Genomic DNA, 13,991 nt, shown 5'->3' on the forward strand with positions numbered 1-13,991 from the left:
AATAGGCTGTCCTATTTTTCCTGCTAGATTAGCGGCTTCATTGACAAAACCATCTTTTCATCTAAATCCTCTATTCATGTTTATCAAAGCTTTATTTGCGTCCGTACTTATGCTGTTCGCCAGTTATTCGGTGGCTACTGCGCAAACAGCCGCGTCTGCGACCGATACGTTGTCGGCTGTACTTGGCAAGTGGACGGGTACGTTCGATGGGTCTGCCTCCGGAAAATTTGAATTGATGTTAAATCGGGATGCCAGCCAAAAATTGACCGGCCAGATTGTGATGGTAACTGACGACGGTACCCGACATCCTCTCGATCTGAAAACGGTTACCTGGCAAAAGAACAAACTCAGCGCGGCTTACACTGACCCATCGTCGGGTCAAGACGTAAGCTTCAGTGGAAATTTAACCGATCCAACCCTGAAGGGGACTTGGGATGCTGGTGGTGGGCAGGCATCTGGCACCTGGGAGCTCACCCGAGCGCCGAAATAAGGAAACTCCGCTTATCGTCACAAACAGAAAACGGCCTGGGCATTCACAGGCCGTTTTTTGTTTGTGGCTTTCTGAACGTGCAGAGCGGAGAACAATAATATGCCTGTGAATAGATATTACAATCCATCTGCTCGGCTTGTCTGGTTATTACGTTGGTTTCTTCTCCAATGGAAACCATTCTTACATGTCTAAATCGAGCGTAGTGGCCGTTTTAATGTGCTTATTGCCGTTTACGGGGGTAGGCCAGCAGAACCGTCTTAAAGACTTTAATCAGATCGGCTGGTTTGTGTACAACGGCGATCATAAGCTGAGCAAGAAATGGGAGCTTCACACCGAATATCAATGGCGACGGGTAAACTGGGTTACGGCCTGGCAACAATCGCTGGCGCGGGTGGGCACAGTTTATTCACTCAACGACAAGGTTAAGTTCGGCTTTGGCTACACTAATTTAATTACTTACCCATATGGCGATTACCCCACAGCCGAAACCGGAGTGCCGTACCCGGAACACCGCCTTTACGAAGATATTCAGATCGCTGATACGATAGGCGTTATCCAGCTCAGTCATCGGTTCCGGCTTGAGCAGCGTTGGATTAGTGAAATGGCACCCGACGGGTCGCACCGGATCATTGATTGGGACTATCAGCATCGGATTCGCTATCAAATTGAAGCTGTAGTACCCTTGCAGGGGCGAACGATTGAAAATAACGAGTTTTACCTATCTTTCTTCGATGAGCTGTTCATCAGTTTTGGTAAAAATGTTGGGTACAATACATTCAACCAAAACCGGATCTCTGGTGGCTTAGGTTACCAAGTTCGGGACAACCTGAAGCTAGAACTCGGTTATCTATACCAGGTTACCCAACATCCCGAGGCAGATCCGATTACAAATAGCCGAGTGTTTGAATACAACACAGGCTTTCGGCTAAACGTAGCCTACGATCTTGATTTCACCCGTTGATGGGTACGTATCAGGCCAATAAGGCATAATTCTTAGATTTTTTCAGGATGCTTTAGATACGCTTGATCTACTATTAAATAGTACTTTCATGGGTTATTTAGCATAAAAGAGATTATACAACAGCTGAATTAACAAAATATTAAAAATTATATTGGAATAACACAATATGAGTTTTCAGTTGTTTATTAGTTATAGACCAAATTCGTTGAGCCATGAAAAACGTATTACTTTTTGCCGGTTTGCTGTTGACAATAACTGTATCCTGTAAGCATTCAGATGTGGAGCCAGCTCGGTCAATTGAGGGAACTTATCAAGCTAAAGATTATGATCACTTCTCCAGCTTTGGTAATTCAATCGCCTACCCAATCAATGGTCAAGAATTGACTTTGCAAATAAAATATATAACCGCTGATACAGTTAGTGTGCAGATAATACCCACAGGGACTACCAACTCTTTACCCAACGGGGTTTATTCACCAACCCAAACCTTATCTTATCCTAAAGCTTACGTTGAGTCACCTAATAACACAGCTACTTACATTTATTTAATGGGCAAATCCGGGGGCACTGTTTCAACAACTAACCCTCAAATCTGGATTTATTCTGATAAGAATACGGCTGATTACTTATTCACGCCTGCCCAAACACCAGCTTTTTCAAAGTCAATTCGTTTTCAAAAAAACTAGATCAGTTTATAATTAAATTTATAGGGAGTTTATAGTTGGGTTTTTTCAAACAAGCATTTTATTAATTTAATCTCTTAACATAAGTTTAGTGGCTGTTGCAAAACTTCATTGGTCAACTAACTACCCAAATGGTTACAATACCCGTTTCCTCACTGGGAAACGGTCTCTTTCCGGCCCGTTTTATATCGTCAGTGGTTCATCATCGACTTTTGCAACAGCCACCGCACTTATACAACAAAAGCAGTTTTTGCATTTTAATGATCCAACAAGTTCAAAAGACGTTGATTTTTTTCGGGCTCTTCCTTAATCTGCATAAAGGAGTGTACGCTCAAGATCCTTCAAAATATCCTAACTATCCAATACATGATGTTTCACTAATTCAGTTGGTTGTAACCCCTGAAAAGTACCATGGTAAGGTAGTTCAGCTCAAAGGCTATATAAATTTCGAATTTGAAGGGAATGCTATCTACTTTCATCAAGAAGATTATACACATAGTCTAACCAGAAATGGTTTATGGGTAGATATTCCTCAGAAGTATGAAGCTGTGCTTAAACAGTACAGCAAGCGTTATGTCATCATTATCGGAACTTTTGATATGGATCTTAAAGGACATGGTGAACTGTTTTCAGGTGGGCTTAAGTACATCATTCGAGTAAACGACTGGTGGCCAGGAAAAGAATAACGTAGTAAATTAAATTTTCCTAAGATTTCAACTTTTCGAAATACAAGAATCCGCTGTCTTTATTCCATTTACATAATCATAGTTATAAAACACATCACTAGAAAATACAAAGTTTTGCTATTTTTATTAAAAGCAAAACTTTGTATTTTCCTAACAAAAAACGTTTGTGCGCTCTGTTCAACGATTGGATTGGATAGATGAAAGCATAGTGTTTTTGCTTCGACCAGCAAAATTCAAGTGCGCTTCACTACTTGATTAAGCTACCGACGTAAAGACCGTCTCATATGCAATGTACTCATTGCCATCCCTGCGGAAATCAAACAGTCCATTGAGTGCTGATGAGTATTCTAAACAGGCTTCAATCAACTGCGGTTGCGAAATGAAAACTAGGGGAGTGTTGTCTATGATTCTTACCAACTGCTGTTTCGTGTAGTTAACTTAAGTTACCCGTCAACTCGAAAGGAGCCGTCGTGGCTAAACGGCTGGGGCTACCTCTCACTACCATACGACTACCCTGTTTCGACTACAACAAACCTAATTTCGGTTACGTCGGGTCTTCAGCGGCTGAGGACCTTTGTCAAAACAAAATGAGACTCAGCTATGATATTAGTAACCGGAGCTACCGGCCAGTTAGGAAAGGCCATCATTGAGCAGCTGCTGAAAAAAACGGCTATCGACCAAATTGCCGCTCTTGTTCGAGACAGCAGTAAAGCTGCTTACTTAATGGAAAAAGGCGTGAACGTACGTATTGGCCACTACGATGACCCAGACGCCCTTGACAAGGCCATGCAGGGTATCGAAAAGGTGTTACTAGTTTCAGGAGGAGATGCTGACAACGGCCTTCAACAACACCAGAACGTAGTCGATGCCGCTAAAAAAGCGGAAGTGCAGTGTATAGCTTACACGAGTCGATTCATGAAGGACCCAAACTCGTTGGCGAATTCGTTAATGACACGCCACTTTCAAACAGAAGATTATATTAGGGAAAGTGGCTTAAACTACGTCTTATTTCGCAATATCCTGTACATGGACGCCATCCCCATCTTTCTGGGGCCAGCCGTTCTGAACAGTGGTATCTTTCTGCCTGCTGGAGAGGGAAGAGTATCCTTTGCCCTCAGAAGTGACATGGGCGAGGCCATGGCCAATGTGCTGGTAGAGGCTCCATGTGATAACCAGGTCTATACTTTTTCCGGTGCTCAATCCTACTCGTTTGCCAATGTGGCAGCTACTCTGACCGAATTATCGGGCAAAACGGTTACCTACACACCGGTTGATGAATCCTCGTTTAAAGCTCAAATGAAGCAGCGGGGTGTACCGGAGGGGATGGTTCAACGGATCGTTGACTTTATGATCGACATAAAAAATGGGCAGGAAGCAGGCATAAGCCCCGATCTGGAGATGATGTTAGGACGAAAGCCAACCTCGCTCAATGAGGGCTTAAAGTTATTATATTCGTTCTAAAAGCAGGGGACCAGGCTTACCAATAAGCCTGGTCCCCTGCATAGCTACAGCATGCCAAACGAGTCACTTTGTCGTAACAACACCATCGCTCAGTATCATCAGTTGGTGGGTTTGCCTAAACCGCAACATCCACTCATTAGCGTAGTCCGTTTTGAAGCTATGGAACGAACGGCCTCTCATAAGGTGAAAAGCCTGGTCAATAACTTTTATTCGATTGCACTAAAGCGAAACTTCACCGGTAAGCTCAAGTATGGTCAACAGCCCTATGATTTTGATGAAGGCATCATGGTCTTTATAGCACCGGGCCAGATGCTAACAATTGAGTCGGAGACGAACGAGCCCGTGAACCACTCAGGATGGCTGCTGCTGGTTCATCCTGATTTGCTATGGAATACTCCGTTAGCGAAAACTATCCAGCAATACGAGTATTTCAATTACTCGGTATGTGAAGCCTTGTTTTTGTCAGAAAAAGAGGAAACTACCATTACCAATCTTATGCTGACAATGGAGCAGGAGTATCAGTCGAACATCGATCCGTTCAGCCAGACTATACTCGTTTCGCAACTCGAGACATTGCTTGCGTATGCGGAACGATTCTATAAACGTCAGTTCGTTACCCGCAAGATAACCAACCATCAAATAGTAAGCCGTCTGGAGGTATTACTGAAGGATTATTTTAACGGCGATGAGTTGTTAAACAGGGGATTGCCCACCGTTGGGCAACTGGCCGAACAACTTAATCTGTCGCCGACCTATTTAAGTGAACTCCTTAAAGCGGTAACGGGCCAGACGACGCAGCAGCATATCCACAATAAGCTGATTGAAAAGGCGAAGGAGAAGTTATCTACAACAGACTTATCCGTAGGCGAAATTGCGTACTGCTTAGGCTTTGAACATCCCCAATCATTTAGCAAGTTATTCAAGGCTAAAACCATGCTTTCCCCTGTGGAATTTAGACAGTCGTTTAATTGAGATTTAGATTGATAGGAAGTAGCCTTACGGCCTACTGACGGATTCCACTTCTGTTTGATCAGACTATTCACTCTGTCAACTGACCTCAGATGGTAAAACAAAACAGTCACTGAGCACACGTAGCGTCTGGTTCGCTAGAGGTCACGTGTGCTCAGTGACTGTTTGTTAACTTAAGTTACCCGTTAGCTCTAGTAGAGCCGTCACGGCAAAATGGTTGGCACTCTCTGCTTACTTCGCTGCGGCTACGCGCCAGACTTTATTGCCCGAATCATCGGAAACGAGCATCGAGCCGTCGGGCATAACCGTTACGCCGACTGGACGGCCATACACGTCTTTCGCGTCTTCACCATCTTCTTTAGCCACGAAGCCGGTCAGGAAATCTTCGGGCTTGCCGGGCTTTCCGTTCTCGAACGGTACAAACACAACTTTATAACCCGATAACGCAGATCGGTTCCAGGAACCGTGCTGGCCGACAAAGGCACCGTTACGGTACTTCTCCGGAAACTTGTCTTTATCATAGAACGCCAGGCCTAACGACGCGGTGTGAGCACCTAGTGGCACATCGGGCACCACCGCTTTCTTGACTAGATCAGGACGCTCGCCTTTCCGACGCGGATCTTCATTCTGGCCGTAGTAGGAGTAAGGCCAGCCGTAAAAAGCACCTTCCTCCACGCTCGTGATGTAATCCGGTACGAGTTCGTCGCCGAGTTCATCCCGCTCGTTTACGGCCGCCCAAAGTTTCTTGGTGCCAGGCTGCCAGTCAACGCCAACCGGGTTACGTAAGCCAGTGGCGTAAAGGCGTTCGCCGGAGCCATCGGGGTTTATTTCCCAGATAGCCGCTCGTTTCTTTTCATTGTCCATGCCATTCTCGCCAACGTTGCTGCCCGAACCAACAGTTACGTAGATCTTCGAGCCGTCTTCATTGGCCAGCAGGTTGCGTGTCCAGTGGTTGTTGTAGCCGCCGGCGGGCAGGTCTTTAATTTTCTCGCCCTTGCCGGTAATCTTCGTTTGGCCCGTCTTGTAGGGGTAGCGTACGATAGCGTCGGTATTCGCTACGTAGAAATGATCACCGACGATTAACATACCGAAGGGCTGGTTAAGACCTGTCAGGAACACCTCACGCACATCGGGTTTGCCATCTTTGTTGGTATCGCGCAGGAGTGTAATGCGGTTGGCGCTTTCGTCAAGCCGCTGTGAATTGGCTTTGCCGCTTACTTCAGCTTTCACCTTTTTGACACCCTTCTGCTCGGTGTTCGATTCGGCTACCAGCACATCGCCATTGGGCGCAACATAGGTCCAGCGAGGATTCACCAGATCGCCCGCGTACTCCGTGACCGTGAAGCCCGCTGGAGCGGATGGGGTCTTGCCTTTGGGCCAGCCAATTACGTTGCTGAAGCGGGTGGATGACTTCGTTGCGTAGGGAGCGGGTAAGGTTAGCGTAGTACTCGCCGTTTGCGCCGTGGTTGGCTGGGTATCGGTACTTTCTTCCTTAGCCTTATCTTTTTGGCCGCAACCCGCAAGAAAACCAGCAAGCACTACGGTGCTCGCCAGCATTGTCGTTCGTCTTTTCATCGTTGAGTGAACTTGTTGTCATTGTAACCAATCTGTAACCGTCTGTACAATAGCATTGTTTCAGCGGGTATATTGAGCATTTCGCTCTTTTCAGCCCTTCTGGTAGCTAACGGGAGTCGTGCCGGTCCAACGCTTAAACGCCCGGGTAAACGCACTCAGCTCATTATAGCCGAGTATGTAGGATATTTCCTTAACTGGGTACTGGCCTGATTTTAAGTAGTGTTCTGCCAATGATTTTCGAATCGAGTCCGCCAATTGCTGGTACGTTACGCCCTCGTCCTGAAGCTTACGCTGTAGGCTGCGCGGACTAGTGTTGAAGTTGCTGGCAATCGCTTCGAGGGTCGGAATGCCCAGGTAAGCGTTCGCCAACAGGTAACTACAAATTCGCTCTTTTACGGATTGATTATTGCTCAAGTCGTTGCTCATAGCGCTTGCTTTCTGAAGTAATACGCTTTGCAGTTCATAATTAGCTGTCAGAATAGGCTCATTCCAGTAGCGGTTGTCGAACACCAACGTGTAGTCGTCCGCCGTCGAGATGGATTGACACCGAAGAATACGCTCGTACTCCGGCTGGTTGGTGATCGTATACGGCAGCGTTACACTTGCTGGCCTGATCTTCTCCAGCACTAAACCATCCAATTCATGCAGGACAAATACGGTCGACAAATCGGCCATCTGCCGAAATAGAAATGGGTACTCGTTTGCGCGGTCTTTATTGGCAATGAATCGAACAGCGAAGTGTTGGTCATGCTGTGTTACGTCCATTTCGAACAGGTCCGTGAGCAGATGGATGAATTGAGCCGCATGGGTTAAGGCTTCTCCAACGGTTCGGCTGTTCTGAACAATTTGCCCAACAATACCCAGGGCGGCCAATTGCAGTGACTCGCCGAAGTGCAAACCAAACAACGGGTCGTGGCTCAGGTGACTGGCATTCTGCCAAAGGTCGTTGACTTGTTTGGGTGTAATGGTCACGTTCCCCGACTGTTTAAGGGCGTGGTATTCAATGCCCGAGAGCTTACACAAGCGTTCCGGCGAAAGGTCTTTTTGCACCGCATACCCCAGCAGATTGAGAACGAACCGCGTCTGTAAGTCTTCCATAGCTGAAAAGTTTTGACGAAGGTACTGGCAAACGCTAACGCCTGCCAGCTCGTGGCGTAAAGTGGTAATTGATTGGCGTATTCGGGTAAGCGTCAGGGCGGGTCCCGAACCTAGTTTTGCTCCCGTAATCAACGCTGATTAACCAGCTTAACCAACATGAAAACGCAACGTATTACCAACTCGCTTTTAGGTATTGCCCTCACGTTTATCACCATTGGCGCCCCTCCGCTCCGGGCGCAACCAGCCGTTACGTCAACCAGTCAATTTATCAATCAACCAACAAAAAGTACCATGGAAAATCAAGCCGCAGCAACCGTCAAAACATTTTTAACCGCCGTACAAAAGGGAGACCAGGCCACGTTTGGCGCTCTGGTTCACCCGAACATTCAATGGAACCAGCCGGGGAGCAACCGGTTGTCGGGTACCAAGAAATCGAGCACTGAAGTGTTCCAGATGGTAGGCCTTATGTTTGAAGCAACGGCAAACACACTCCGCCTGACAGACATTAAGCAGTTGGCCGTCAACGGTAATAAGGTAGCGTGCCTGGTGCACTGGAACGGTGTGCAACCCGGTGGGGGCGTGCTGGATGTCGACAATATTGACGTATATACTGTCGAAAACGGTAAAATTGTTGAAGCGGCTGTCTACTCGGCAGACCTTAAGCAGGAAGATTATTTCTGGGGAAAATAAGCCTGGAACGCTAAGGTTGTTACACGGAGATACACAGAGAAAGCCCGGAGTGATACCGAGGTCTCTGTGTATCTCTGTTTACTTTATGCACCTCTGTGTAGCAACTACAATTTAACAGGCTAACCTACCTTTGTAAATGGATTACTTTAAGCAGCTGCTTCATTTACTCAAGATTGAACGGGAAGAGGACCGTAATCAATACCGCAAACTCACCGAAAGTACGTCGATTGCCGAGCGACGGGCTCAGGGCATCACCTGGTATCCGATAGCTATCAGGGGGTCGGAAATGAGCCGGGGTGATTACCTGACGGTAGAGGTAGAACGTACTACGCACCAGGATATTAGTCATCAATTTCGGTCGGGTGTACCAGCAGTGTTGTTTAGTAATCACGACCCTAAAAACGACCGGGTAGAAGGAACAATTGCTTACCAAAGCAGCAACCGGCTTAAGATCACGTTGCGGGTCGACGAGCTACCTGATTGGTCGAGGGAAGGCAAACTGGGCGTTGAGATGCTGTTCGACGACAACAGCTACGACGAGATGCAGGATGCCCTAAAACGAGCCGAAGCGCTTAGTGAGCAACCCAAAAACCGGCTGGTGAATATCCTGATCGGTAATCAGTCACCGACGTTTCACACCGAAAGACCTACCGTGGTCATTCCCGAATTGAATGAAAGTCAGCAGCAGGCGGTGAGGCAGACTTTAGTGGCGAATGAACTGGCCATTGTACACGGTCCTCCCGGAACAGGCAAAACCACTACGCTGGTGCAGGCCGTAAAAGCGTTGCTAAAGCAAGATCACCAAAAGATACTAGTCGTTGCACCCAGCAATACCGCTGTCGACTTGCTAAGTGAAAAACTGCACGAACAAGGCGTGAATGTACTGCGGGTGGGCAATCCGGCGCGTGTTTCCGAACGGTTAATGGCACTCACGCTGGACTATAAAATGGCCGAGCACAGCCGGATGAAAGAGGCTAAGAAGCTCAAGAAGCAGGCCAGTGAGTTCAAGAACATGGCGCACAAGTACAAGCGCAATTTTGGTAAGGCCGAACGCGATCAACGGAAGGCGCTGTTTGACGAGGCCCACCGGATCATGAAAGACGTTGGTGATCTGGAGCAGTATATCATTGATGACTTGCTGACGAAAGCAGAGGTCATCACGGCTACGTTGATCGGTTCTGATCACTACACCATCCGTCATCTTAACTACCACACGGTTGTCATTGACGAAGCCGGGCAAGCCCTGGAGCCAGCCTGTTGGGTGCCCATCCTGAAAGCACAAAAGCTGATTCTGGCCGGCGACCATTTTCAACTACCTCCGACCATCAAGTCGAACGAGGCTGCTGTGAGAGGATTAAGCACAACCCTGCTCGAAAAATGCGTGGGGCTGCATCCCGAAGCCGTTACGCTATTACAGGAGCAGTACCGAATGCACGAGCACATCATGACCTACTCGTCGCAGGTGTTTTATCAGAAGCAATTAAGAGCGCATATATCGGTCGCTACGCATTCGTTATTTCCGGGTGATAGCTCGCTGGTGTTTATCGATACGGCGGGTTGCGGGTTCGATGAAAAGCTGGATGGCACCAGTTCAACCAACCCCGAGGAGGCCGCCTTGCTCATAAAGCATTTGACTCACGTCGTAACCAGCCTGACAGCCCATTACACGCTAAGTAATTTTCCGAGTATTGCTATCATATCACCTTACAAACAACAGCTCAGCGTTTTGAATGAGCAACTTCTTCATTCACCGGATGTGCAGCCTTACCTGGCTAAAATCTCGATTAACACCGTCGATGGCTTCCAGGGGCAGGAGCGCGACATTGTTTATATCTCCATGACCCGAAGCAATGCACAGGGCGAAATCGGCTTCCTGTCGGACATCCGTCGAATGAACGTGGCCATGACCCGCGCCCGCAAAAAACTGGTTGTTGTTGGTGACAGTGCTACGTTGGCGAGCCTGCCGTTCTATGCCGATTTTATCACCTATGCCGAGAGCCTGAACGCCTACCAAAGCGCCTGGGAGTGGCTGTAACCAGTAATGCCTTTCTGTTCAACGACTAAAAGATTATTCAAATTAACGGACTATAATGCTGCTGTAGGTTTCCTTTATTCGGTAACTTAGTTTATAAAACAGTTTTAAAGTCATGGCCTTGTGCAAATTGATAAGAACCTTGATCTAATCAGATAAGCATAAACCTACATCGTATGAACCTTGCTCATTTAACCGAAAGAGATGTTTTGGGCCACCTATTGTTGGTAGGGGTAACGATTTACCTGGCTATCTACGTACCTCTTCGAGATAGACGCTTGAAACAGAGAGGAGTCTATTTTAAAAATAAGGGCATTATGCAAGGTCTGTACTACCGTCTGCAAACAGGGGTAGACTTATTCATTTGCAAAGATTGGTTACCCGAACGGATTACCGACGTAGCTAAAGAGTTAACCATACGCTCGTCTAAAGTCAGGTGCATTATTAATTTCGAAGCGTTTAGAGCAATTTGTGGAGAAGAGTTTGATCCTACCAGCTTACATGCTGAGTCTATCGGTAAGGACACCAGTGTTTACCCCATGTACCGAGACAGTGGAATCCTCTGGGAGAAACCTTAACCGCTATGTTTAGTTAAAATTACTGATGCATGGACTTATGAGTACAATGCAAAAGGATATCTGGTCAAATCTACTTAGTTTACTCATTGACCTATAAGCCCATACCAACGATCTATACAGCACGTTCACAGAGGATTCTCTGCGCAGGTACACAAGGGTAGGGTGCCTGACGGCATACTGGCACACATATCGTCTACCGGCGCTACACTGTGAAGGCCCTTAGGGCCAACAAATCAACAAACATCTAGGCTCGAGCTTACGTTAAAAAGAAGAATCTCAAAGCGTTTTTCGTGCTTTGAGATTCTTGCATTGTGTGTGATGAACGAATCTTTTTAGAACAGATACGATAATGTTGCCGTGAACTGCCGGGGTGGAATCGGCATGATACTGTAGCGGTCGTGAATTAGATAATTCAGTTCATTGGTGATGTTCGATACTTTGGTCAGGACCGAGACTTTCCGGAATGTGTAACCGGCCGACAGATCAATAGTGGTAAAACCAGTCAGCGGTATCAGGCGGCTAAACTCAGGTGTTTGTCCATAGGTATTGTTGTTACCACCGAACCGATTGCCGGTGTAAAAAGCGGAAGCCCCTAGTTTCAATCCCCGGAGTTGAGGCAGATCAAACGTATAGAAGATAGTAGCGTTGGCCGTATGCGCCGGGTTGTTGGTCAATCGTTCCCCTTCAATGGATGAGCCTCGAACCAGCGACGTATTCGTAAACCGCATGTAGTTGTAGCCATACCCTGTGATGAAATAAAGGTTCTTAGACAAGGTACCGGTAAAATCAACTTCCAGTCCGTCGCTGGTAGTTTGCCCCGTAAACTCCTTCACGTTTGCATCCGTGTTGGGTGTACCATCAGCTTTGGTTGGAGCCATCTGAGCCAGGTCGCTGTTGACGATGTGGTAAACGCCAACGTTTGCGGTGAGTCGCCCGTTGAGTAGCTCGTTTTTGACACCGGCTTCAAACTGATCGACAATCGAAGGCTTCAGTATTTGCCCGTAAATATCGACCCCATTGTTAATCGTGAAATTGTTCGAATAGCTACCAAAGAACGATGTGTTTCGGGTGGGCTGATACATTAATGCCACTTTGGGTGAAAAAGCCGCATCGGTTTTGGTTTCTGCCGGCCCGCGGGTTTCGGCCTGGGTCAGTAAATTTAGTACAGTAGTTTGAACTGTCTTTTGCTGTGACCAACGCAAACCCGCCAACACTTTAAATTTGCCAGACAGGCTGATTAAGTCCTGCACGTAAAACCCGTTCCGAACCGAAGGCGATTTAGTTTGGGTCGTTGCCGTCGCCGTCGGAATATCGGTACGAGCTTCGTAGAGATTAGGGTTTAGGATATTGATTTTATCGTATGAGGTTTTGCCGGCCCCGTAGTTTATGGTATACGAGTTGCTCAGGCTGACAATGCCTACTACGTCGCCACCAACCAGCAATTGATGACCAATTGAACCTGTGTTGAACTTACCGTTCAGGTTGACCTGCCCCGTATAATCGTCTTCGCTGGTGACCGTCCGACTGAGACTCCGCGTCCAATCGCCGTTGGGCGCTACGTTGTTGTTAGGAACACCCGCCCCATAAGCCGTTACGTTCGTCCCCTGGGCCGATGCGATGACATTTAGTTTCCAATTACTGTTAAAAGCATGGTCAATGTTCAGCGAGCCGGACGTTTGATCGACGTTGTTATAAGCCCAGTTTGTGTTGATGAATCGGGAGCGCGGTACATCCGGAATAATGGCGTCCTGATTCTGATTTAGTGACCCAATGCCATTATCGGGCGTCAGGTTCGACTTCAGATAATCCCCTTGCAACAGGATAGTTGTTTTCTGACCTAGTTTGTACAGAAGCGACGGGTTGACGTAGAGCCGGTCTGTCTTCACGACATCCCGGTAACTGTTGGCGCTCTCATACGTACCTACTACCCGAAAAGCCAGATTTTTTGCGATTGGACCATAAACGTCAACAATTGGTTTGTAAAGCCCGAAACTACCGACCCGCATGGAAACTTGACCTCCGAAGTCAAACTTTGGTTTTTTAGTGACCATGTTGATAATCAAGCCGCCAGATACGTTGCCATAGAGAAGTGCCGAACTACCTTTTAGAACTTCAACCGATTCCAGCGTACTCGCTTCGGGGAAACCCATTGTGTTGGAAATAACTCCGTTCTTGAAGATGTTACCGCCTGCTCCCGCGATACCAATGCTATAACCACGGGCCGAAAACGTTTCGGCGACACCGCCCCGCTGTTGGGTCAACGATACACCACTCACGTTTTTGAGAACATCGCCCAGGCGAGATGCCTGCTGATTGGTAATAACAACATTGCTCACTACGCCCGACATCTGCGGTAAGTCCAGGGGAGCAATGCTTGCTTTTCCCAACGTGACCACCTGATTATTGCCCGTTACTTCCACTTCGCTTAACTGCGATGCGCTTTCGGCTAGGGTGAAATCAGTGGTGGTTGTTTGGCCGGATAGGACGGTGACCGTTTTTTCCTGGGTCTGTAAGCCTACAAACGTTACCTGCAGGGTATACATACCTGGATTTATGCTCTTCAATTGATAGGTTCCATCTTCAGCTGTAATAGTACCCTTTCGAGTTTCTTTTAAGCTGACATTAACAAAGGCAGCCGAATTGCCATCACTAGTTTTTACTACGCCACGAATTGAACCAGTGGTCTGCGCCAGAATTGGCATACTGGCTAAAAAAAGTAGTATTAATAAAAGCAGAGAACTGCTGTATATATTTTTCATTTATTTAGA

At 47.2% G+C, this 13,991-nt stretch carries 12 protein-coding genes; 9 read left to right on the forward strand and 3 right to left on the reverse strand.

Going from position 1 to position 13,991, the window contains the following annotated elements:
- The first annotated feature begins 76 nt into the window (after positions 1–76).
- The 6 genes from ACFSUS_RS13055 to ACFSUS_RS13080 all read left to right on the forward strand — a co-directional run bounded on the left by ACFSUS_RS13055 (position 77) and on the right by ACFSUS_RS13080 (position 5,253).
- The gene (locus tag ACFSUS_RS13055; RefSeq protein ID WP_381523218.1) at positions 77–490 is read left to right on the forward strand and encodes a hypothetical protein; all 414 of its coding nucleotides are present in this window, start codon (positions 77–79) and stop codon (positions 488–490) included.
- Positions 491–674: 184 nt separating this feature from the next.
- Positions 675–1,451: a DUF2490 domain-containing protein gene (locus ACFSUS_RS13060; RefSeq protein ID WP_381523220.1), complete on the forward strand. Its 777-nt coding sequence runs from the start codon at positions 675–677 to the stop codon at positions 1,449–1,451.
- A 212-nt stretch (positions 1,452–1,663) separates the two neighbouring features.
- Entirely contained in the window at positions 1,664–2,137 is a 474-nt protein-coding gene (locus ACFSUS_RS13065; protein WP_381523222.1) for a hypothetical protein, read from the forward strand.
- Positions 2,138–2,265: 128 nt separating this feature from the next.
- On the forward strand, positions 2,266–2,820 hold the full coding sequence (locus ACFSUS_RS13070; RefSeq protein ID WP_381523224.1) for a hypothetical protein: 555 nt from the start codon (positions 2,266–2,268) through the stop codon (positions 2,818–2,820).
- A 600-nt stretch (positions 2,821–3,420) separates the two neighbouring features.
- On the forward strand, positions 3,421–4,281 hold the full coding sequence (locus ACFSUS_RS13075) for an SDR family oxidoreductase (protein WP_381523225.1): 861 nt from the start codon (positions 3,421–3,423) through the stop codon (positions 4,279–4,281).
- Between the two features lie 51 nt (positions 4,282–4,332).
- A complete protein-coding gene (locus ACFSUS_RS13080; RefSeq protein ID WP_381523227.1) occupies positions 4,333–5,253 on the forward strand; it encodes a helix-turn-helix domain-containing protein in 921 nt (306 codons plus the stop codon).
- A 228-nt stretch (positions 5,254–5,481) separates the two neighbouring features.
- Here the strand turns inward: ACFSUS_RS13080 and ACFSUS_RS13085 are convergent, their stop codons facing one another.
- Together ACFSUS_RS13085 and ACFSUS_RS13090 are read right to left on the reverse strand one after the other, a co-directional pair.
- On the reverse strand, positions 5,482–6,825 hold the full coding sequence (locus tag ACFSUS_RS13085) for a PQQ-dependent sugar dehydrogenase (protein WP_381523229.1): 1,344 nt from the start codon (positions 6,823–6,825) through the stop codon (positions 5,482–5,484).
- Positions 6,826–6,915: 90 nt separating this feature from the next.
- Positions 6,916–7,923: an AraC family transcriptional regulator gene (locus ACFSUS_RS13090; RefSeq protein ID WP_381523231.1), complete on the reverse strand. Its 1,008-nt coding sequence runs from the start codon at positions 7,921–7,923 to the stop codon at positions 6,916–6,918.
- Between the two features lie 156 nt (positions 7,924–8,079).
- On the opposite strand from ACFSUS_RS13090, the gene ACFSUS_RS13095 reads away from it, so the two are divergent.
- From ACFSUS_RS13095 to ACFSUS_RS13105, 3 genes are all read left to right on the forward strand, one after another.
- Positions 8,080–8,613, forward strand: a complete 534-nt coding sequence (locus ACFSUS_RS13095) for a nuclear transport factor 2 family protein (protein ID WP_381523233.1) — start codon at positions 8,080–8,082, stop codon at positions 8,611–8,613.
- 136 nt (positions 8,614–8,749) lie between these two features.
- Positions 8,750–10,648: an AAA domain-containing protein gene (locus ACFSUS_RS13100; RefSeq protein ID WP_381523235.1), complete on the forward strand. Its 1,899-nt coding sequence runs from the start codon at positions 8,750–8,752 to the stop codon at positions 10,646–10,648.
- Positions 10,649–10,821: 173 nt separating this feature from the next.
- Positions 10,822–11,223 (forward strand): hypothetical protein, encoded by a 402-nt coding sequence (locus ACFSUS_RS13105; RefSeq protein ID WP_381523237.1) that lies wholly within the window; start codon positions 10,822–10,824, stop codon positions 11,221–11,223.
- 332 nt (positions 11,224–11,555) lie between these two features.
- Here ACFSUS_RS13105 and ACFSUS_RS13110 read toward each other — a convergent pair whose 3' ends face one another.
- Entirely contained in the window at positions 11,556–13,925 is a 2,370-nt protein-coding gene (locus ACFSUS_RS13110) for a TonB-dependent siderophore receptor (RefSeq protein WP_381523239.1), read from the reverse strand.
- Positions 13,926–13,991 lie beyond the last annotated feature (66 nt).

The organism is Spirosoma soli (assembly GCF_042684525.1).
Taxonomy (GTDB): Bacteria; Bacteroidota; Bacteroidia; order Cytophagales; family Spirosomataceae; genus Spirosoma; species Spirosoma soli.

Coding starts and splice junctions, on each gene's coding strand:
- ACFSUS_RS13055 (WP_381523218.1), top strand. CDS start 77: ATGTTTATCAAAGCTTTATTTGCGTCCGTACTTATGCTGTTCGCCAGT.
- ACFSUS_RS13060 (WP_381523220.1), top strand. CDS start 675: ATGTCTAAATCGAGCGTAGTGGCCGTTTTAATGTGCTTATTGCCGTTT.
- ACFSUS_RS13065 (WP_381523222.1), top strand. CDS start 1,664: ATGAAAAACGTATTACTTTTTGCCGGTTTGCTGTTGACAATAACTGTA.
- ACFSUS_RS13070 (WP_381523224.1), top strand. CDS start 2,266: ATGGTTACAATACCCGTTTCCTCACTGGGAAACGGTCTCTTTCCGGCC.
- ACFSUS_RS13075 (WP_381523225.1), top strand. CDS start 3,421: ATGATATTAGTAACCGGAGCTACCGGCCAGTTAGGAAAGGCCATCATT.
- ACFSUS_RS13080 (WP_381523227.1), top strand. CDS start 4,333: ATGCCAAACGAGTCACTTTGTCGTAACAACACCATCGCTCAGTATCAT.
- ACFSUS_RS13085 (WP_381523229.1), bottom strand. CDS start 6,825: ATGAAAAGACGAACGACAATGCTGGCGAGCACCGTAGTGCTTGCTGGT.
- ACFSUS_RS13090 (WP_381523231.1), bottom strand. CDS start 7,923: ATGGAAGACTTACAGACGCGGTTCGTTCTCAATCTGCTGGGGTATGCG.
- ACFSUS_RS13095 (WP_381523233.1), top strand. CDS start 8,080: ATGAAAACGCAACGTATTACCAACTCGCTTTTAGGTATTGCCCTCACG.
- ACFSUS_RS13100 (WP_381523235.1), top strand. CDS start 8,750: ATGGATTACTTTAAGCAGCTGCTTCATTTACTCAAGATTGAACGGGAA.
- ACFSUS_RS13105 (WP_381523237.1), top strand. CDS start 10,822: ATGAACCTTGCTCATTTAACCGAAAGAGATGTTTTGGGCCACCTATTG.
- ACFSUS_RS13110 (WP_381523239.1), bottom strand. CDS start 13,925: ATGCCAATTCTGGCGCAGACCACTGGTTCAATTCGTGGCGTAGTAAAA.